We start from the raw sequence: 18,688 nt of genomic DNA on the forward strand, positions 1-18,688 counted from the left end.
TCCTCTGTCCACCCTTGTAGACCGTCATCTCTACCCCCATATTGCGGCGACTGACGTGTGAAGGAATCCATCTTGAGCGAACTTCTCAACCGCCGCCTGAGCCTGCTCGGCCAAGGCGACAACCTTTCCCTGCTCAAGCAGTGCCTGCACGGCATCGAGCGCGAATGCCTGCGTGTGACCAACGACGGTCGCCTGGCCCAGACCCCGCATCCCGAGACCCTCGGGGCGGCGCTGACCCACGAGCAGATCACCACGGACTATTCGGAGTCGCTGCTGGAGTTCATCACCCCAGCCCTGGCCGACCCTGCGCAAACCCTCGAAAGCCTGGAGAACATCCACCGCTTCGCCTACACCCAGCTGGGCACCGAGTACCTGTGGAGCCCGTCGATGCCCTGCCCGCTGCCGGCCGAGGAAGACATTCCGATCGCCTGGTACGGCACCTCCAACATCGGTCAGCTCAAGTACGTCTACCGCAAGGGCCTGGCCCTGCGTTACGGCCGCACCATGCAGTGCATCGCCGGTATCCACTACAACTTCTCGCTGCCGGAACAACTCTGGCCGCTGCTGCGTGGCGCCGAAGACAGCCAGCTCGATGACCGCGACTATCAGTCGGCGGCCTACATCGCCCTGATCCGCAACTTCCGTCGCTACAGCTGGCTGCTGATGTACCTGTTCGGTGCCTCGCCAGCCCTGGATGCAGGCTTCCTGCGTGGCCGGGCGCACCAGCTCGAGCAGTTCGACGCCGACACCCTGTACCTGCCCTACGCCACCAGCCTGCGCATGAGCGACCTGGGCTACCAGAGCAACGCCCAGGCCGGCCTCACGCCCTGCTACAACGACCTGAACAGCTACACCGACAGCCTGCGCAAGGCCGTGGCAACCCCTTACGCACCGTATGTCGAGATCGGCACACACAAGGATGGCGAGTGGGTTCAGCTCAACACCAACATCCTGCAGATCGAGAACGAGTACTACTCCAACATTCGTCCAAAGCGCGTGACCTACAGCGGTGAGCGGCCGATCCAGGCACTGATGGCCCGTGGCATCCAGTACGTCGAAGTGCGTTGCCTGGACATCAACCCGTTCCTGCCGACCGGTATCGACCTGCCCGAAGCGCGCTTCCTCGATGCCTTCCTGCTGTTCTGCGCCCTGGAAGAAAGCCCGCTGCTGGGCTACCTGGAGTGCGGTAACTGCACAGGCAACTTCCTCAGTGTGGTCAAGGAAGGCCGCCGCCCTGGCCTGCAACTGCAGCGCCACGGCAAGCCGGTCGAGCTCAAGCAATGGGCCGACGAGTTGCTCGAACGCATTGCACCGCTGGCCGAACTGCTCGACCGCAGCCAGGGTGGCGAAGAACACGCCAAGGCCCTGCAGTTGCAAAAAGCCAAGGTCAGCGACCCGTCCCTGACACCGTCGGCCCAAGTGCTGGCGAGCATGACCGAGCACAAGGAAAGCTTCAGCCGCTTCGCCCTGCGCCAGAGCCAGGCCCACGCCGAGTTCTTCCGCGCCCAGGCGTTGCCGGCAGAAGAACAGCAGCGATTCGAGGCAGCAGCGCGCGCCTCCCTGGAGGCCCAGGCAACGCTTGAGCGTGAAGAGGACAAGGCCGACTTCGACCTGTTCGTCAGCGCGTACCAGGCCAGCATCCTGGCGATCAGCAACTGACATGACGCGTACTGTCACCCCCCGCAAACCCCGCGCCCGCAGCCAGGCGCGGATCGACTCGATTCTTGAGGCGGCGCGCACGCTGCTGGCCAGCGAAGGCGTGGCCAGCCTGTCGATCTACAGCGTGGCCGAGCGGGCACAGATTCCGCCGTCGTCGGTCTACCACTTCTTCGCCAGCGTCCCGGCCCTGCTCGAAGCCTTGACCGCCGACGTGCATGGCGCCTTTCGTGCGTGCCTGCAGGCGCCTATCGATGGCGCCGCGCTGAACACCTGGCACGACCTTTCACGCCTGATCGAGCAGCGCATGCTGAGCATCTACAACCAGGATGCCGCAGCACGCCAGCTGATCCTCGCCCAGCATGGCCTGAGCGAAGTGACCCAGGCCGACCGTCAGCACGACCTCGAACTGGGCGACTTGATGCACAAGCTGTTCGCCCAGCATTTCCAGCTACCGGCGCTGCCGGAAGATGTCGATGTGTTCGCCCTGGCCATGGAGCTGGGGGATCGGGTGTATGCCCGTTCAGTGCAACTGCACGGGCAGATCACAGCACGCATGGCCGAGGAAGGAATGCGCGTGTTCGATGCTTACCTGGGCCTGTACCTGCCGCCGTTCCTGCCTAAACATCGCGGGGCAAGCCAGCTCCCATCGTAGGAGCGGGCTTGCCCCGCGATGGCATTACAGCTTGGCTATCGACACCTCGGTCGATTTCACGAAGGCAATCACCTCACTGCCAATGGCCAGTTCCAGCTCGCGTACCGAGCGGGTAGTGATCACCGAGGTGACGATGCCCGAGGCGGTCTGCACATCGATTTCCGACAGCACCGGCCCTTCCAGGATTTCCTTTACGGTGCCTTTGAACTGGTTACGCACGTTGATCGCTTTGATAGTCATCTGCTGAGTTCCTTACAAGTCAGAGGGCCCAACGCAATTGCGTCGGCAAGGGTGCTACGGGTTCAGGCTCGGGCGGTGTGCCCGGAATCGCCAGAACCCGGTTGAGAACTTCGGTTTCCAGGGCCGCCAGGCGGTGTGAGCCGCGGGCCCGTGGGCGTGGCAGGTCGACATTCAGGTCCAGGCCGACTTCGCCGTCTTCGATCAGAATCACCCGGTCAGCAACCGCTACCGCTTCGCTGACATCGTGGGTCACCAACAGCACGGTAAAGCCATGCTGGCGCCAGAGCCGCTCAATCAGTTGCTGCATCTCGATGCGGGTCAACGCGTCCAGCGCCCCCAACGGCTCGTCGAGCAACAACAGCCGCGGTTTGTGGATCAGGGCCCGGGCCAGGGCCACGCGCTGCTTCTGCCCGCCCGAGAGCGCGGCCGGCCATTCGTTGGCGCGCTCGGCCAGGCCGACCGCTTCCAGGGCCTCCAGCGCCTGGGGGCGCCAGTTGCCGGACAACCCCAGGCCTACGTTGTCGATCACCTTCTTCCAGGGCAGCAAACGCGCCTCCTGGAACATCAGGCGGGTGTCTTCGCGCGCCTCGCTCAAGGGTGCGGAGCCGGCCAGCAGTTCGCCCCCGGAAGGCTGGTCGAGCCCGGCCAGCAAGCGCAGCAACGTACTCTTGCCACAGCCGCTACGGCCCACGATGGCGACGAATTGCCCGGCCGGAATGTGCAGGTCGATATCGCGCAGTACCTGGCGCTGGCCGAAGGTTTTCTGCAAATTGTTCGCCGCCAGCGGGATACCGCGCAGCAGGCGTTGTGGTGGTTCCTTGAGGATGGTCATGCGCCCTCTCCCCGGGTCGGTTGATACGCCGGGTGCCAGCGCAGCCAGACCCGCTCAAGGCCTCGCGCCGCCAGGTCGGCAAGTTTGCCCAGCACGGCATACAGGACGATGGCCAGGACCACGACGTCGGTCTGCAGGAACTCGCGGGCGTTCATGGCCAGGTAGCCGATGCCCGCGTTGGCCGAAATGGTTTCGGCAACGATCAGGGTCAGCCACATGAAGCCCAGGGCAAAGCGCACCCCTACCAGGATCGACGGCAAGGCGCCGGGCAGGATCACCTGGCGAAACAGCCCGAAGCCCGACAAGCCATAGCTGCGTGCCATTTCCACCAGCGCCGGATCGACGTTGCGGATGCCGTGGTAGGTGTTCAGGTAGATCGGGAACAAGGTGCCCAGGGCCACCAGGAAAATCTTCGCCGACTCATCGATACCGAACCACAGGATCACCAGCGGAATCAGCGCCAGGTGCGGCACGTTGCGGATCATCTGCACCGAGCTGTCGAGCAGGCGTTCGCCCCACTTCGACAGACCGGTGATAAAGCCCAGTGCCAGGCCGATGGCGCCACCGATCAGAAACCCGACGGCGGCACGCCAGCCACTGATTGCCAGGTGCGTCCAGATCTCGCCGCTGCGCACCAGCTCGACCCCGGCGCTGAGTACCGCGCTCGGTGCCGGCAGGATGCGCGTCGACAGCCAGCCTGCGCTGACCGCCAGTTGCCAGACCGCCAACAGCAGCAGCGGCAGCGCCCAGGGCGCCAGGCGCTGCGGCCAGGGAGTGGATGCTCGACTCATGGCCAGACCCTCAGCGCTGTGCTGTGGATTTGGGCAGGATGTCGTTGGCCACCATCTCGCCGAAGGGGCTCACGTAGCCACCGGTTTTCGGCAGCTCCGGGCGCTCCACGTCCAGGTGCGGGAACAGCAGCTCGGCAACCCGGTACGACTCTTCAAGGTGTGGATAACCGGAGAAGATGAACGTGTCGATGCCCAGTGCCGCGTACTCCTTGACCCGCTCTGCCACGGTCGGCCCGTCGCCCACCAGCGCGGTGCCGGCACCGCCACGCACCAGGCCGACACCGGCCCAGAGGTTGGGGCTGACTTCCAGGTTGTCGCGGTTGCCGCCATGCAGCGCGGCCATGCGTTGCTGGCCCACCGAGTCGAAGCGCGCCAGCGAGGCCTGGGCGCGGGCAATGGTGTCGTCGTCCAGGTGCGAGATCAGACGCTCGGCGGCTTGCCAGGCTTCGGCATTGGTTTCGCGCACGATCACATGCAGGCGAATACCGAAGCGTACGGTACGGCCTTGCTTGGCGGCCTTGGCACGCACTTGCTCGATTTTCTCGGCAACCGCAGCCGGTGGTTCACCCCAGGTCAGGTACAGCTCGACCTGCTCGGCTGCCAGGTCCTGGGCAGCCTCAGAGGAGCCACCGAAGTACAACGGCGGGCGCGGCTGCTGAATGGGTGGGTAAAGCAATTTGGCGCCTTTGACCTGGATATGCTGGCCGTCGTAGTCGACGGTTTCGCCTTCCAGCACACGCCGCCAGATACGGGTGAATTCCACCGAGGCCTGGTAGCGCTCTTCGTGGCTGAGGAACAGGCCATCGCCGGAGAGCTCTTCCGGGTCGCCGCCGGTGACCAGGTTGAACAACGCACGGCCACCCGAGAGCCGGTCCAGGGTCGCCGCCTGACGTGCCGCCACCGTGGGCGAGATGATGCCCGGGCGCAGGGCAACCAGGAACTTCAGGCGCTGGGTCACCGGAATCAGCGACGCGGCAACCAGCCAGGAGTCCTCGCACGAGCGGCCGGTAGGAATCAGCACACCGCCAAAGCCCAGGCGGTCGGCAGCCTGAGCGATCTGCTGCAGATAGCCATGATCGACCGCCCGGGCACCTTCGGCGGTGCCCAGGTAGTGGCCGTCGCCGTGGGTGGGAAGAAACCAGAAAATATTGAGGCTCATTGGAGTTGTCTCCTAAGGGGAACGCAAACCGGGGCGGCGCCCCGGCACGGGCGAATCGTCAAGGCGCGGTAGCAACCTTGGCCGGGGGAGTCCAGATCACATCCTTGATGCTCAATGGCTTGGGAATCAGCTTGAGCGAGTGGAAGGTGTCGGCGATTTTCTGTTGGGCGCTGACCACATCCGGGGTCAGGAAGTGAGCGCCATAGCCTTGGCGTTTGACCGAGGTGAGGGTGATGTCGGCAGGCAGGCCAAGCAGCGGCGCAACCTGGTCGGTGACCTCCTGGGGATTGGCCTTGGACCACTCGCCCACGGCACGCACTTCCTCGACCAGGGCATTGATCACTTCAGGGTGCTTCTGGGCGTAGGGCTTGGTGGCGAGGTAGAACTGATGGTTATCGACGATGCCTTTGCCGTCACGCAGCGTGCGTGCCTGCAGCTGTTGTTCGGCAGCGGCCTGGTACGGGTCCCAGATGACCCAGGCATCGACACTGCCGCGCTCGAAGGCGGCGCGGGCATCGGCAGGCGGCAGGAATACCGGCTGGATGTCGGTGTATTTGAGGCCGGCATCTTCAAGGGCGCGCACCAACAAGTAGTGCACGTTGGAGCCCTTGTTCAGCGCAACTTTCTTGCCCTTGAGTTCCTTCACCGACTGGATGGACGAACCCTTGGGTACCAGGATCGCTTCGCTGTGCGGTGCCGGCGGCTCATAGGCCACGTACAGCAGGTCGGCACCGGCGGCCTGGGCAAACACCGGCGGGGTTTCGCCGGTAACGCCGAAGTCGATGGAGCCTACGTTCAGGCCTTCCAGCAGCTGTGGGCCGCCGGGAAATTCAGTCCATTGAACCTGTACGCCCTGGGCGGCCAGACGCTTTTCCAGCGAGCCCTTGGCCTTGAGCAGCACCAGGGTGCCGTACTTTTGATAACCGATACGCAGGCTTTCAGCTTGAGCTTGAGTGATGGCGCCGAAGGACACAGCCGCAGCAAACAGAGCGACCAGACCACGACGCAAAATGACAGTGCGCATAGCGCTCTCCTTTTGCTGTTGGGGTTCAGGCTGCACCTGCTTGCCCGTTGGCGGGCGAGTAAGGTGGGGTAAGGCAGTTGAAGGGGGTCAGATGCTCCAGCGAGCACTGAGCAGGCGTTCGTTCAACACCCCGGGGGCGACCGGCTTGGGCCGGCGTGCCAGGGCACTGTGAAACAGGTCCAGCGATTCGTTCAGCCGTTGCTCCAGGGCCGGGGCCAACTGCGCGGCGGCGCTGCCTTCGCCATAAACGATCTGGCTGTCGTCGGCGAAGATCCCTTGCAGGGTTTCTTCGGCCTTGAGTGCCGACAGGACGGGCTTGAGGGCGTAATCCACCGCCAGCATATGAGCGATGCTGCCGCCGGTGGCGATTGGCAATACCACCTTGTGGCGCAAGGCGCGTTCAGGCAGCAGGTCGAGCAATGTCTTGAGGGCACCGGCAAAGGAAGCCTTGTACACCGGGGTGGCGACGATCAGGCCGTCGGCCTGTTCGACCAGCTGCAGAAAGTGCTGCACTTTCGGGCTGTCGAAGCGGGCATGCAGCAGGTCCTCGGCAGGAAAATCCCGCACCTGGAAAGTCACCACTTCCACGCCCTGCTCTTGCAGCCACTGGCGGCTGCGATCAAGCAGCACGCCGGAGCGTGAACGCAGACTGGGACTACCACCGAGAGAAACAACCAGCATTGGAACGCTTCCTTGATCGTGTTCTAGAGGGCCGCGAGGTTATGTTCTCGCTGGAGTGGAGTGACCTTAACAGCTAGATACATATATCTATAAATCATATTTTTTCATTTGTTTATTCGTTTTAGACCTATGTAGATATTGCCTTCGTAGCCGCTGCCGCCAGGCTGCGATCGGCCGCGAAGCGGTCGTGGACAGTGAATGGCGACTGCTTTGCAGTCGATCGCAGCCTGTCGGCAGCGGCTACAGCTACGGGCGCGGGTACGGGTGGAGGGCAGGCATAAAACAGGTTCTTCGCGGATTGTCGGGAAAGTTTGGCTTGGATGGTGACGGTGACGGTGACGGTGACGGTGTGCTTATCCATTTTGGAGGGTGACGCCACTGGCCCCTTCCGCCCTTACGGCGGGTTCCTTTGGCAAACGCCCCAAAGGAACACAAAGGTCTCGCCCCACCAGGGGCCCTACGCTTCGCTACGGGTCCCCTCACTCCGGCGTCGCTACGGGGTATCGCGGCCTACGAGTTGCAAGCAACTCTACGTCTCGCGACTTCGGCTATCGCCGAAGGTGCTTCGCACTCACCCCTCCACGACACCTCCGCTCGGCCCTTCTGGTTAACGGGGCGGGTGGATCAAGATCAAGAGCACAATTCGCTGCGCTCTTGCTTTTGGACCAAGGTGAGTCAGTAAGCACCGCTCTTTTGCTTTTGCTCTTTTGCTTTTGCTCTTTTGCTTTTGCTCTTGCTTTTGATCTACCTGCCCCGTTAACCAGAAGGGCCGTGCGGAGGTGTCGTGTAGGGGCTAGCGCGAAGCGCCTTCGGCCGTGGCCGAAGTTGCGAAGCGTAGACTTGGCGAAGCAAGTCGTAGCTCGCAATGCCCCGTAGCGACACCGTAGCGAGGGGACCCGTAGCGAAGCGTAGGGCCCCTGGTGGGGCGAGAATTTTTTGCTTACTTTTTTTTCGACTGAAAAAAAGTAAGGCGCCGTAAGGGCGCAAAGGTGACTCCGCGCCGCCGTGGCAAATGGATAAGCTCACAAAAGCCGCAAGCCACAAAGCCACAAAGCCACAAACAACATCAAACCCGTAAAACCGTGAAGAACCATAAAAAAGGGCCGTCGAAACGGCCCAAATATCCCTGCTATTGGATTCAGCGGTTGGGTTGCGGGGTCAGACGCAGGTACGGTTTGACCGCCCGGTAGCCCTTCGGAAAGCGTTGCTTGATTTCGTCTTCATCCTTGAGCGACGGCACGATCACCACCTCGTCACCGTCCTGCCAGTTGGCCGGGGTGGCGACCTTGTGGTTGTCGGTCAGCTGCAAGGAGTCGATCACCCGCAGGATCTCGTTGAAGTTGCGGCCGGTGCTGGCCGGGTAGGTAATGGTCAGGCGGATCTTCTTGTTCGGGTCGATCACGAACAAGGAACGTACTGTCAGGGTGTCACTGGCGTTGGGGTGGATCAAGTCGTAGAGGTCCGACACCTTGCGATCGGCATCGGCCAGGATAGGGAAGTTGACCACGGTATTCTGGGTTTCGTTGATGTCGTCGATCCAGCGGTGGTGGGAGTCCACCGGGTCTACCGACAGGGCAATCGCCTTGACGCCGCGCTCGGCGAACTGGTCCTTGAGCTTGGCGGTAAAGCCCAGTTCGGTGGTGCATACCGGGGTGAAGTCGGCCGGATGCGAAAACAGCACGCCCCAGCTGTTGCCCAGCCACTCATGGAACCGGATCTTGCCGGCGCTGGATTCCTGTTCAAAGTCGGGGGCGATATCGCCGAGTCTGAGGCTCATGGTGCGGCTCCTTGGCTGAGTTCGTTATGGGTTCACTGTGCCTGCAAGCAATAGAAATTAAAAAGAATAAATATCGATTTGTTTATAACCTTTAAATCTATCAATGCGCAGACAAAAAAAAGCCTCGCACTAAGGCGAGGCTTCTCGTTTCAACCGGACTTACATGAAGCTGTAAGTGTAGTTGAAGATCAGACGGGTCTGATCCTGATCGGGGCTGGCTTCGCTGCCGCCGCCACGGTAAACACCGTGACGCAGGCTGGCGCCCAGGCCCTTGAGGGTGCCTTCCTGGATCACGTAGTCGACACGGGCGTCGCGTTCCCACTCGCTGTAGTCGCTGCCACCGGTGCGGCTACGGATGTCGTCACCACGCAGGTAGGAGATCGAGGTCTTCAGACCAGGAACACCCAGGCGGGCGAAGTCATAGGAGTACTGACCGAAGGTGGTGTTCTCACCGGCACGGGCAAACTGGTTGATCATGCTATCGGTGAACAGGTAGAAGCTCGAACCACCGGCGCCTTCGTTGCGGCCGTTGCCGTCAACCACGTTGCCCTGGTTCAGCCAGACGAAACCACCGTCATCGCCGATCTGCTGGTGACCCAGCAGGAAGGCATGGCCACCCAGGGAGTAGGTGAACATGGCGCTCCAGGTCTTGTTGTCGACCTCGCCGGCGTTCTTGGCATAGCCACTGTTGTTGTTGAAGGCGTAGCCGGCTTCACCGTTCTTGCCATCGCTGCTGCTGTCGAAGTAGCGGATGTCGGTCTTGAACGACTGGTCTTCAGCAATCGGCAGGACGTGTACCAGGCCCAGGAAGTGCTGTTTGTAGAAGTCTTCCAGGTTCGAGTAGTAGTACTGCAGGGTCAGGTCTTTGGTGACCTTCCAGTCGCCACCGGCGAACTGGAACTTGTTGCTGTCCTGGGTAGCACCGGCAACCGACAGGCCGGTACGGTTGCTCGAAGCACGACCCATGGCGTGGGTCAGCTGACCGGCGTTGAGGGTCAGGCTGTCGATTTCCTTGGACTGGATGGTGCCGCCTTCAAACGTTTGCGGCAGCAGACGACCGTCGTTGGCTACCAGGATCGGCAGGTTTGGCGCCAGGGCGCTACCGAAGTGAGCTTCAGTCTTGGAGAAACGCGCTTTGGCGTTGGCACCGAAACGCGCCCACTGGCTCTCGGCCGAACCGTCAGTGTCGCTTGGGAAGAAGCTGCTGTTGTCCGGGTGGTGGCCACGGCCGCCATCCAGGTGAATACCCCACAGTGCTTGTGCATCAACACCAAAACCAACGGTACCCTCGGTGAAACCCGAGATGTAGTCGACTTTGAAGCCCTGACCCGATTCACGGTTGTCAGCGCCACCATCACGGTTGTCGTTGTTGAAGTACATGGTGCGGGAGCTGAGCGACAGCTTGCTGTCTTCAACGAAACCGGCGGCACCTGCCTGCTGGGCCAGAACCCCTACGGCCACGGCAATTGCCAAGGTCGACTTGTACATGTTTTGCTCCTCTCGTTTTCTAATTCTTGTGTTTCGCTTACGGCAGAATCTGAAGTCCTGCTCGTTGTCGATTGGCGATTAGCACCAAAGCGTGACCGTCAAGTCAATCGTAACTATTCATTTCACTACTTTGGTCTAATGCACCAGCCCCTTGGGTCAAGGATAATAACAATCCTATAAATCCAAAAAGCCTTATTTCAGAATTCTTCAGACTAATCTGGAATATGCTCCAAATTTTCTCCGCCAGCTGCGTTCGTGTCCCTTTTAATTCCTTCCGATTATAAGATCTAATTTTTTAGACCTAACCTTCTGGGTCCCGTCCTTCGGCCCCCAACAACCTTAAATCAAATGACTCCTAAGCTAATTCTAAAAAGTTATTTATTTTAACTTTCTTAGATCATTTAGCCTTTCTTCTCTCGCACCCCCAACGCCTGAGAAGGAGTTCACCATGACCCTGCATGCCCCACTGCGCCTGTTTGCCGCCTTGACCCTGGCGGGCACCAGCTGGTTGGCCCAGGCGGCCGATCTGACCGTGGCCTACCAGACGACCGTTGATCCGGCCAAAGTCGCCCAGGTCAACGGCGACTATGAAAAAGCCAGCAAGGCCAGCATCGACTGGCGCAAATTCGACAGCGGCGCCGATGTGATCACGGCCGTAGCCTCGGGCGACGTGCAGATCGGTTATCTCGGCTCCAGCCCACTGGCGGCCGCCGCAACCCGCAAGCTGCCGGTGGAAACCTTCCTCATCGCTACCCAGATCGGCGCTGCCGAAGCCCTGGTGGCCCGTGACGGCGCCAACATCAACTCGCCACAGGACCTGATCGGCAAGAAGATCGCCGTGCCTTTCGTGTCGACCGGCCATTACAGCCTGCTCGCCGCACTCAAGCAGTGGAACATCGACCCAGCCAAGGTGCAGATCCTCAACCTGGCGCCACCAGCGATCATCGCCGCCTGGAAGCGTGGCGACATTGATGCCACCTACGTATGGGACCCCGCCCTGGGTGTCGCCAAGGAAACCGGCAAGGTGCTGATCACCTCCGGCGAGCTGGCCAAGAAAGGCGCACCGACCTTCGACGCCTGGATCGTGCGCAAGGACTTCGCGGCCAAGCACCCGGACATCGTCAAGGCATTCGCCACCGTGACCCTGGACGCCTACGCCGACTACCGCAAGGACCCGCAAGCCTGGCTGGCCAACCCGAGCAACGTCGACAAGCTGGTCAAGCTGTCCGGCGCCAAGGCCGCCGACATCCCGGGCCTGCTGCAAGGCAACGTGTTCCCGCTGGCCGCCGACCAGGTCGCCGCACTGGGCGCCCCGACCACCCAGGCCATTACCGACACGGCCACCTTCCTCAAGGCACAGGGCAAAGTCGACGCGGTCCTGCCGGACTACGCGCCCTATGTCAGCGCCCAGTTCATCCCCAACTGATTCGGAGCTTGTCATGGCATTGCTTGAGCTGGAGCGCATCAGCGCACAGTACCCCGGCGCAGCCGTGCCGGTGCTGACCGACATCACCCTGAGCCTGGGCCCGGAGCAACTGCTGGTGGCCCTCGGCCCTTCCGGCAGCGGCAAGACCTCGCTGCTCAACCTGATCGCAGGCTTCGTCGCGCCCAGCGCTGGCCGTATCACCCTTGATGGCGTACCGGTGCAAGGTCCTGGTGCCGAGCGCGGCGTGGTCTTCCAGGACGACGCCCTGCTGCCGTGGCAGGACGTGCTGGCGAACGTCGCCTTCGGCCTGGAGCTGGCCGGGGTGCCGCGCGCCGAGCGCGAACGCAAGGCCCGGGAGATGCTGGCCCTGGTCGACCTCAGCGACTTCGGCAACCGGCGGGTCTGGCAGTTGTCCGGTGGGCAGAAGCAACGCGTAGGCCTGGCCCGCGCCCTGGCTGCCGACCCACGGGTTCTGTTGATGGATGAGCCGTTCGGCGCGCTGGACGCCTTTACCCGTGAACAGATGCAGGAGCTGCTGTTGCAGGTCTGGCGACGCACGGCCAAGCCGGTTTTCCTGATTACCCACGACATTGAAGAAGCCGTGTTTCTCGCCACCGACCTGATTCTGCTGGCGCCCAATCCCGGGCAGATCGTCGAACGTCTGCACCTGGATTTCGGCCAGCGTTACGCCGCCGGCGAATCGGCGCGGGCGATCAAGTCCGACCCGCGTTTTATCGAAACCCGCGAGCACGTCCTGGCCCGGGTGTTTTCCCAACGCAGCGCCACCGTGCGCCAGGAGATCGCATGAGCAGCCTGAATGTGGTCGCAGCCAAACACAGCGCGCCAGCGCACGCGCCCACGCCGCTACGTCGCGCCTTGAGCACGCGCTTGATCAGCGGCCTGACCCTGGCCACCCTGCTGCTGGTGTGGTGGGCGGTGACCGCCGCCGAATGGATCGAGCCGCTGTTCCTGCCCTCTCCCGAAGCGGTACTGGCCAAGGCCTGGTTGCTGCTGACCCAGGGCTACATGGAGTCCACGCTCTGGCAGCACCTGGGCGCGAGCCTGGGGCGCATCGGCCTGGCCCTGGGCGCAGCAATCGTCACCGCCATTCCGATTGGCATCGCCATCGGCCACAACCGGATTGCCCGCGGCATCCTCGACCCGCTGATCGAGTTCTACCGCCCGATCCCACCCCTGGCCTACCTGCCCTTGATCGTGATCTGGTGCGGGATCGGCGAGCTGTCGAAGGTGCTGCTCATCTACCTCGCCATCTTTGCCCCCATCGCCATTGCCACCGCTACCGGTGTGCGCACCGTCGACCCGAGCAAGCTGCGGGCGGCGCAGTCGTTGGGCGCCTCGCGGGCCCAACTGATTCGCCATGTGATCCTGCCCAGCGCCCTGCCCGACATCCTCACCGGTGTGCGCATTGGCCTGGGCGTGGGCTGGTCGACCCTGGTTGCGGCCGAGCTGATCGCCGCCACCAGCGGCCTGGGCTTCATGGTCCAGTCGGCCGCGCAGTTCCTGGTGACCGATGTGGTGGTGCTGGGCATCCTGGTGATCGCGCTGATCGCCTTCGCCCTGGAAATGAGCCTGCGTGCCCTGCAACGCAAACTGGTGCCCTGGCATGGCCAGAGTCATTGAAGACAGATCGAGAACCCACATGAGCCTGACCATTACCCCGCTCAGCCCTGCCCTCGGCGCCCAGATCAGTGGTATCGACCTGAGCCGTCCGATCAGCCACGAACAACGAGACGCCATTGAACATGCCCTGCTCACGCATCAGGTGCTGTTCTTTCGTGACCAGTCGATCAACCCACGCCAGCAGGCTGAATTTGCCGCCCGCTTTGGCGACCTGCACATTCATCCGATCTACCCCAACGTTCCGGAAACCCCGCAGGTACTGGTGCTCGATACGGCGGTGACCGATGTGCGCGACAACGCCGTGTGGCACACCGACGTGACCTTCCTGCCAACCCCGGCGCTGGGTGCGGTGCTCAGCGCCAAGCAACTGCCGGCCTACGGTGGCGACACCTTGTGGGCCAGTGGCATCGCGGCGTTCGAGGCCTTGTCGGCACCGCTGCAGCAATTGCTCGATGGTTTGACGGCCACGCATGACTTCACCAAGTCCTTCCCGCTTGAGCGCTTCGGCAACACCCCTGAAGACCTTGCGCGCTGGGAAGCGACGCGGCGCAGCAACCCACCGCTGTCGCACCCGGTGATTCGCACGCACCCGGTCAGCGGGCGCAAGTCGCTGTTCGTCAATGAAGGCTTCACCACGCGGATCAATGAACTGAGCGAGTCGGAAAGCGAGGCGATTCTCAAGCTGCTGTTCGCCCATGCCACCCGCCCGGAGTTCACCATCCGCTGGCGCTGGCAGGAAAACGACGTGGCATTCTGGGATAACCGCGTGACGCAGCATTACGCGGTGGATGACTATCGGCCGCAGCGGCGGGTGATGCACCGGGCGACGATTCTGGGGGATGCGCCGTTCTGACGTTTTCGCGGGGCAAGCCCCCCTCCCACCGGATTTGCATCGCCCCGGCAGGAGCGGGCTTGCCCCGCGATACGCATCAACGAACCAAATGCAAAAACTGCATGTGCCGCTCGTACTGGTCGAGGATGTCGTTGATGATCTGCTCCTTGCTGTAGCCGACCAGGTCATAGTCCTGACTGCCTTCGCTCAGGTGCACTTCCGCGCGATAGTAACGACGGTTCTTCAACTCCTGGGTGCCCAACCCGCCCAAGGCGAATGACGGGGTGAAGTACCCGCGCATCTGCACCTGGTAGATGAACGGCTGCTCTTCACCATGGCCGATCTTCAGGCTGACGTTGTCGTGGCTCGGGTCTTCCTGGGTGATGACGTTAAGGCCCTTCTCGACAAACACCTCGGTCACCTCGGCAATCGCCGGGCGCACCACGTCGTCCATGAAGCGGTACACCTCATCGCGTGACGGGAAATGCACGGCCTGGCTCAAACGCTGGCGCCAGCCGCCACGTCCGCGGCGCGAGTTGGCAAAGGGTGCCAGCGAATGCATCTGCGCAATCTGACGCTGCGACTCCAGGTAGAACGCCTTGTGCAGGCCCCACATCATCGCCAGCAGAATCACCGAGAACGGCAGCGAGGTCAGCACCACGGCCGACTTCAACGAGTCGATACTGCCGGCGAACAACAGGCCACTGGTCACCAGCGCGGTCATCACACCCCAGAACACCCGCAGCCAGTTGGGCCCGTCTTCATCGGCGTTGCCACCGCGGGCAGACAGGGTCGACAGCACCACCGTGCCGGAGTCGGCCGAGGTCACGAAGAACACGAAGCTGATGAACACCGTGACGCCGATGACCACCTTGCTCCAGGGGTAGGTTTCCAGCAGCAGGTAAAGGGTCATCGACGGGTTTTCGAGCGCCGATTGGCCCAGCGCCGTCATGCCGTGATCGAGCACCTGGGACATGGCGCTGTTGCCGAAGATCGACATCCACGCCAGGGTGAAGCCCAACGGAATCAACAGCACGCCGAAGACGAACTCGCGGATGGTCCGGCCACGGGAAATCCGCGCGATGAACAGGCCGACAAAGGGCGCCCAGGCAATCCACCAGGCCCAGTAGAACACGGTCCAGCCGCCCAGCCAGTCACTGGCTTCGTTGTAGGCGTACACATCAAAGCTCTTGCGCGGCAAGGCTCCCAGGTAGTCACCCAGGTTCTGGATCAGGGTGTTGAACAGGTGCTGGGTGGGCCCGGCAAACAGCACGAACAGCAACAGCGCGCAGGCCAGGACCATGTTGATGTCGGACATCACCCGCACGCCCTTCTCGACCCCGGCCACGGCAACCGCCACCGCCGCGCCCATCATCAGCGTGATCAGCGCCACTTGTACCCATTGGGTATGCGGGACGCCAAAGAGGTAATCCAGGCCCGAGTTCAGGTGCAGTACACCAAAGCCCATGTCGGCGCCCAGGCCGAACACCGTGGCGATGATGCCAAAGCCATCCACCGCATAACCGATCGGCCCGTTGATGCGCTTGCCGATCAGCGGGTAGAGCGCCGAGCGCAGGGCCAACGGCAGGTTGTGACGGTAGGCGAAGTAGGCCAGGGCCATGCCGACGAAGGCGAAAACGCCCCAGCCATGCAGGCCCCAGTGCAAGAACAGCAGCTGCATTGCCTGGCGCCCGGCCTCGGCAGTGCCAGCCTCGCCCTGGGGCGGCTGGAGCATATGGGTCAGGGGTTCGGAGACGCAAAAGAAGAACAGCGTGATACTGATGCCGGCGGCAAACAGCATGCCGGCCCAGGACAGGTAGCTGAACTCGGGCTCGTCGTGGTCGGCACCGAGCTTGATCTTGCCGTAGCCAGACAAGGCGGTGACCACCACGAAGACCAGGTACAGCGTCATCGCCAGCATGTAGTACCAGCCGACCGTGTTGGCCGCCCAGTTCTGCGCCGCCAGCAACCACTCGCCCGCTGCTTGCGGGTTGCTGATGACAGCCAGTGCGAACAGGAGGATAAAGCTCGCCGCGAAATAGAACACCGGCGGATTCATGCGGATCTTGCCGCTGGGAAGGGAACTCGGTGCACTCATTTAATGCGCACCTCGAAATGAGGGAAAAGGCTTGGATTGAACGGGTTCAGCAAAGGGTTTCCTCCTGTTGAACGCCGGCAGCGGACCACCGTTTTAACTTGAACAAGCGTTCAAGTTAAACATGGATGGGGTCCGCAATGCGACCCGATGCCGCAAGCCAAGCCTGGTTTCGGCTACTTCTGGGTCCCGTCATCGTGCTGCAGATTGGCCTGGGTCAGGTTGCTGCCAGCCGCCACGCTGCGGGTCAGCCAGACGTTGCCGCCGATGGTCGAACCCTTGCCAATGGTGATACGTCCCAGAATAGTGGCGCCGGCATAAATCACCACGTCGTCCTCGACGATCGGGTGGCGCGGATGGCCCTTCTGTAGCTGGCCATCTTCGTCTGCCGGGAAGCGCTTGGCGCCCAGGGTAACGGCCTGGTAGATACGCACCCGCTCACCGATGATCGCCGTCTCGCCGATCACTACACCGGTACCGTGGTCGATGAAGAAGCTCTGGCCGATCTGCGCACCCGGGTGGATGTCGATACCGGTGGCCGAATGCGCCAGTTCCGAACTGATCCGCGCCAGCAACGGCAGGCCTGCGCGGTACAGGTGGTGGGCCAGGCGGTGATGGATGACCGCAAGGATTCCCGGGTAGCACAGCAACACTTCATCGACACTGCGCGCCGCCGGGTCGCCGTGGAAGGCTGCCAGCACATCGGTGTCGAGGATGCTGCGCAGGCCCGGCAATGCCGCAGCAAAGCCCTGGATGACGCTCAGGGCCTTGGCGTCGACATCCGCCATGTTGCACTTGCCGTGACGGGCCACATAGCGAAGCTCCAGGCGCGCCTGGGCGAGCAAGGCGGTCAGGGCCGAATCGAGGGTGTGCCCGACATAGAAATCTTCACTTTCCTCGCGCAAGTCCACCGGCCCCAGGCGCATCGGAAACAGCGCCCCGCACAGTTGCTCGAGGATGTGGCGCATGGCTTCACGCGAAGGCAGCTCACGGCCACCTTGCTCGCCACTGCTTCGACCATTGCTGCTGCGCCATTTGTCCCGGGCGGTACGCAAGCCGGCGACGATGCCCTGCAATTGCCAATGCCCTGTTTGCGCGTTTTCGCTCACGGTTACGTCTCCTGCCACGGCGGCGGTTGCTGGATTGGGAGGCCGCCTGATAGGCGGTCACTTTACGGCAAATCGCCAAGCGGGAAAAAATAACCCTTTATTCCAGATCGCGATAAAGCCGGCATAAGCCCTGGAGTTGCCCCTGGGCGTGGGGCTGCCTATAGTCGAATTTTCCCACGCAGATGTGTCGCCATGATCGAACGACAGCTCGAACGCTTCAATCGTCTGGACCTGCTAGGCGCGCCCACCGCGCTGGAAAAGCTGGACCGCCTTTCGGCCTGGCTGGGCCGTGATATCTACATCAAGCGCGATGACTGCACCCCCCTGGCCCTGGGCGGCAACAAGCTGCGCAAGCTCGAATACCTGGCCGCCGACGCCTTGAGCAAGGGCGCCGACACCCTGGTGACTGCCGGTGCGATCCAGTCCAACCATGTGCGCCAGACTGCCGCCCTGGCCGCGCGCCTGGGCCTGGGCTGCGTGGCGCTGCTGGAAAACCCCATCGGCACCGACTCGCTCAATTACCAGCACAATGGCAACCGCCTGCTGCTCGACCTGTTCGATGCCAAGGTCGAACGGGTCGACAACCTGGACAATGCCGACGATCAACTCCAGGCCCTTGCGGTGCGCCTGCACGCCAGCGGCCGCAAACCTTACATAGTGCCTATCGGTGGCTCCAACGCCCTGGGTGCGCTGGGCTATGTACGCGCGGGCCTCGAGCTGGCGAGCCAGATCGAACAGACCGGCAAACAGTTTGCCGGTGTGGTCCTGGCCTCCGGCAGCGCCGGCACCCACAGCGGCCTCGGCCTGGCCCTGGCTGAGGTCATGCCGCAACTGCCGGTGATTGGGGTGACCGTGTCGCGCAGCGATGAAGATCAGCGCCCCAAGGTCCAGGGCCTGGCCGAACGCACGGCCGAACTGCTCGGTGTGCAGTTGCCCGGCAGCTTCAACGTCGAACTCTGGGACGAGTATTTCGCCCCCCGCTACGGCGAGCCGAACGCCGGTACCCTGGCCGCCATTCGCCTGCTCGCAAGCCATGAAGGCCTGTTGCTGGACCCGGTGTACACCGGCAAGGCCATGGCCGGGTTGCTCGATGGCATCGCCCGCCAGCGTTTCGACGATGGCCCGCTGATTTTCCTACATACCGGTGGGGCCCCGGCATTATTCGCCTACCCTGAGGTCTGGAACAGCTGAGCGGCTTATCAGCAAATAATATAAGAAAATAAATTTATATTATTTTTAAGCCTATATAGCTTCACCCTATTGTCGTCACCCACTACACAAC

General features: G+C 62.4%; 17 protein-coding genes. 7 read left to right on the forward strand and 10 right to left on the reverse strand.

The features are described 5' to 3' along the window. The first annotated feature begins 72 nt into the window (after positions 1 to 72). Both gshA and U9R80_RS25905 read left to right on the forward strand, forming a co-directional pair. Positions 73 to 1,659 (forward strand): glutamate--cysteine ligase, encoded by a 1,587-nt coding sequence (gene gshA / locus U9R80_RS25900; RefSeq protein WP_301839838.1) that lies wholly within the window; start codon positions 73 to 75, stop codon positions 1,657 to 1,659. 1 nt (position 1,660) lies between these two features. Beyond that, a complete protein-coding gene (locus tag U9R80_RS25905) occupies positions 1,661 to 2,311 on the forward strand; it encodes a TetR/AcrR family transcriptional regulator (protein ID WP_301839841.1) in 651 nt (216 codons plus the stop codon). A 24-nt stretch (positions 2,312 to 2,335) separates the two neighbouring features. On the opposite strand, the gene U9R80_RS25910 is transcribed toward U9R80_RS25905, so the two are convergent. The 8 genes from U9R80_RS25910 to U9R80_RS25945 all read right to left on the reverse strand — a co-directional run bounded on the left by U9R80_RS25910 (position 2,336) and on the right by U9R80_RS25945 (position 10,303). Further along, on the reverse strand, positions 2,336 to 2,551 hold the full coding sequence (locus U9R80_RS25910; protein ID WP_028942316.1) for a TOBE domain-containing protein: 216 nt from the start codon (positions 2,549 to 2,551) through the stop codon (positions 2,336 to 2,338). A gap of 19 nt (positions 2,552 to 2,570) precedes the next feature. Continuing rightward, positions 2,571 to 3,383: an aliphatic sulfonates ABC transporter ATP-binding protein gene (gene ssuB / locus U9R80_RS25915; protein WP_301839844.1), complete on the reverse strand. Its 813-nt coding sequence runs from the start codon at positions 3,381 to 3,383 to the stop codon at positions 2,571 to 2,573. After that, on the reverse strand, positions 3,380 to 4,174 hold the full coding sequence (gene ssuC, locus U9R80_RS25920) for an aliphatic sulfonate ABC transporter permease SsuC (RefSeq protein ID WP_301839845.1): 795 nt from the start codon (positions 4,172 to 4,174) through the stop codon (positions 3,380 to 3,382). Before ssuC ends, ssuB begins: the two co-directional genes overlap by 4 nt. 10 nt (positions 4,175 to 4,184) lie before the next feature. Next, a complete protein-coding gene (gene ssuD, locus U9R80_RS25925) occupies positions 4,185 to 5,333 on the reverse strand; it encodes an FMNH2-dependent alkanesulfonate monooxygenase (protein WP_028942319.1) in 1,149 nt (382 codons plus the stop codon). A 58-nt stretch (positions 5,334 to 5,391) separates the two neighbouring features. After that, on the reverse strand, positions 5,392 to 6,357 hold the full coding sequence (locus U9R80_RS25930) for a sulfonate ABC transporter substrate-binding protein (RefSeq protein ID WP_301839846.1): 966 nt from the start codon (positions 6,355 to 6,357) through the stop codon (positions 5,392 to 5,394). 87 nt (positions 6,358 to 6,444) lie between these two features. Then, positions 6,445 to 7,038: an NADPH-dependent FMN reductase gene (gene ssuE / locus U9R80_RS25935; RefSeq protein WP_301839847.1), complete on the reverse strand. Its 594-nt coding sequence runs from the start codon at positions 7,036 to 7,038 to the stop codon at positions 6,445 to 6,447. Between the two features lie 1,138 nt (positions 7,039 to 8,176). Continuing rightward, a complete protein-coding gene (locus tag U9R80_RS25940; protein ID WP_301838677.1) occupies positions 8,177 to 8,815 on the reverse strand; it encodes a peroxiredoxin in 639 nt (212 codons plus the stop codon). Positions 8,816 to 8,974: 159 nt separating this feature from the next. Further along, on the reverse strand, positions 8,975 to 10,303 hold the full coding sequence (locus U9R80_RS25945; protein ID WP_301838678.1) for an OprD family porin: 1,329 nt from the start codon (positions 10,301 to 10,303) through the stop codon (positions 8,975 to 8,977). 448 nt (positions 10,304 to 10,751) lie between these two features. Between U9R80_RS25945 and tauA the strand changes: the two genes are divergently transcribed. Genes tauA through tauD form a run of 4 tightly spaced genes read left to right on the forward strand, consistent with a single transcriptional unit; the run spans position 10,752 to position 14,223 of the window. After that, complete coding sequence (tauA, locus tag U9R80_RS25950) at positions 10,752 to 11,729, forward strand: taurine ABC transporter substrate-binding protein (RefSeq protein ID WP_301838679.1); 978 nt, start codon at positions 10,752 to 10,754, stop codon at positions 11,727 to 11,729. Between the two features lie 13 nt (positions 11,730 to 11,742). Next, positions 11,743 to 12,537 (forward strand): taurine ABC transporter ATP-binding subunit, encoded by a 795-nt coding sequence (tauB, locus tag U9R80_RS25955; protein WP_301838680.1) that lies wholly within the window; start codon positions 11,743 to 11,745, stop codon positions 12,535 to 12,537. After that, on the forward strand, positions 12,534 to 13,370 hold the full coding sequence (gene tauC, locus U9R80_RS25960) for a taurine ABC transporter permease TauC (protein ID WP_301838681.1): 837 nt from the start codon (positions 12,534 to 12,536) through the stop codon (positions 13,368 to 13,370). The genes tauB and tauC overlap by 4 nt, the downstream gene beginning before the upstream one ends. Before the next feature lie 19 nt (positions 13,371 to 13,389). After that, positions 13,390 to 14,223, forward strand: coding sequence for a taurine dioxygenase (gene tauD, locus U9R80_RS25965; RefSeq protein ID WP_301838683.1), 834 nt, complete (start codon positions 13,390 to 13,392; stop codon positions 14,221 to 14,223). Between the two features lie 76 nt (positions 14,224 to 14,299). Here tauD and betT read toward each other — a convergent pair whose 3' ends face one another. Next, entirely contained in the window at positions 14,300 to 16,261 is a 1,962-nt protein-coding gene (gene betT / locus U9R80_RS25970; RefSeq protein ID WP_301839167.1) for a choline transporter BetT, read from the reverse strand. 212 nt (positions 16,262 to 16,473) lie between these two features. Further along, the gene (epsC, locus tag U9R80_RS25975) at positions 16,474 to 17,406 is read right to left on the reverse strand and encodes a serine O-acetyltransferase EpsC (protein ID WP_301838684.1); all 933 of its coding nucleotides are present in this window, start codon (positions 17,404 to 17,406) and stop codon (positions 16,474 to 16,476) included. Between the two features lie 192 nt (positions 17,407 to 17,598). Here epsC and U9R80_RS25980 point away from each other — a divergent pair, with 192 nt between their 5' ends. After that, positions 17,599 to 18,597 carry a D-cysteine desulfhydrase gene (locus U9R80_RS25980; RefSeq protein WP_301838685.1) on the forward strand — a complete coding sequence of 333 codons (999 nt, stop codon included), beginning with the start codon at positions 17,599 to 17,601 and terminating at the stop codon, positions 18,595 to 18,597. Positions 18,598 to 18,688 lie beyond the last annotated feature (91 nt).

It is taken from the genome of Pseudomonas sp. JQ170C (assembly GCF_035581345.1).
GTDB lineage: Bacteria > Pseudomonadota > Gammaproteobacteria > Pseudomonadales > Pseudomonadaceae > Aquipseudomonas.

Excerpts from the sequence above, each read along its gene's own strand:
- U9R80_RS25945 (WP_301838678.1), bottom strand. The coding sequence starts at position 10,303 with ATGTACAAGTCGACCTTGGCAATTGCCGTGGCCGTAGGGGTTCTGGCC.
- tauC (WP_301838681.1), top strand. The coding sequence starts at position 12,534 with ATGAGCAGCCTGAATGTGGTCGCAGCCAAACACAGCGCGCCAGCGCAC.
- ssuC (WP_301839845.1), bottom strand. The coding sequence starts at position 4,174 with ATGAGTCGAGCATCCACTCCCTGGCCGCAGCGCCTGGCGCCCTGGGCG.
- tauA (WP_301838679.1), top strand. The coding sequence starts at position 10,752 with ATGACCCTGCATGCCCCACTGCGCCTGTTTGCCGCCTTGACCCTGGCG.
- ssuB (WP_301839844.1), bottom strand. The coding sequence starts at position 3,383 with ATGACCATCCTCAAGGAACCACCACAACGCCTGCTGCGCGGTATCCCG.
- betT (WP_301839167.1), bottom strand. The coding sequence starts at position 16,261 with ATGAATCCGCCGGTGTTCTATTTCGCGGCGAGCTTTATCCTCCTGTTC.
- U9R80_RS25940 (WP_301838677.1), bottom strand. The coding sequence starts at position 8,815 with ATGAGCCTCAGACTCGGCGATATCGCCCCCGACTTTGAACAGGAATCC.
- ssuD (WP_028942319.1), bottom strand. The coding sequence starts at position 5,333 with ATGAGCCTCAATATTTTCTGGTTTCTTCCCACCCACGGCGACGGCCAC.
- tauB (WP_301838680.1), top strand. The coding sequence starts at position 11,743 with ATGGCATTGCTTGAGCTGGAGCGCATCAGCGCACAGTACCCCGGCGCA.
- U9R80_RS25910 (WP_028942316.1), bottom strand. The coding sequence starts at position 2,551 with ATGACTATCAAAGCGATCAACGTGCGTAACCAGTTCAAAGGCACCGTA.
- U9R80_RS25980 (WP_301838685.1), top strand. The coding sequence starts at position 17,599 with ATGATCGAACGACAGCTCGAACGCTTCAATCGTCTGGACCTGCTAGGC.
- ssuE (WP_301839847.1), bottom strand. The coding sequence starts at position 7,038 with ATGCTGGTTGTTTCTCTCGGTGGTAGTCCCAGTCTGCGTTCACGCTCC.
- tauD (WP_301838683.1), top strand. The coding sequence starts at position 13,390 with ATGAGCCTGACCATTACCCCGCTCAGCCCTGCCCTCGGCGCCCAGATC.
- U9R80_RS25930 (WP_301839846.1), bottom strand. The coding sequence starts at position 6,357 with ATGCGCACTGTCATTTTGCGTCGTGGTCTGGTCGCTCTGTTTGCTGCG.
- U9R80_RS25905 (WP_301839841.1), top strand. The coding sequence starts at position 1,661 with ATGACGCGTACTGTCACCCCCCGCAAACCCCGCGCCCGCAGCCAGGCG.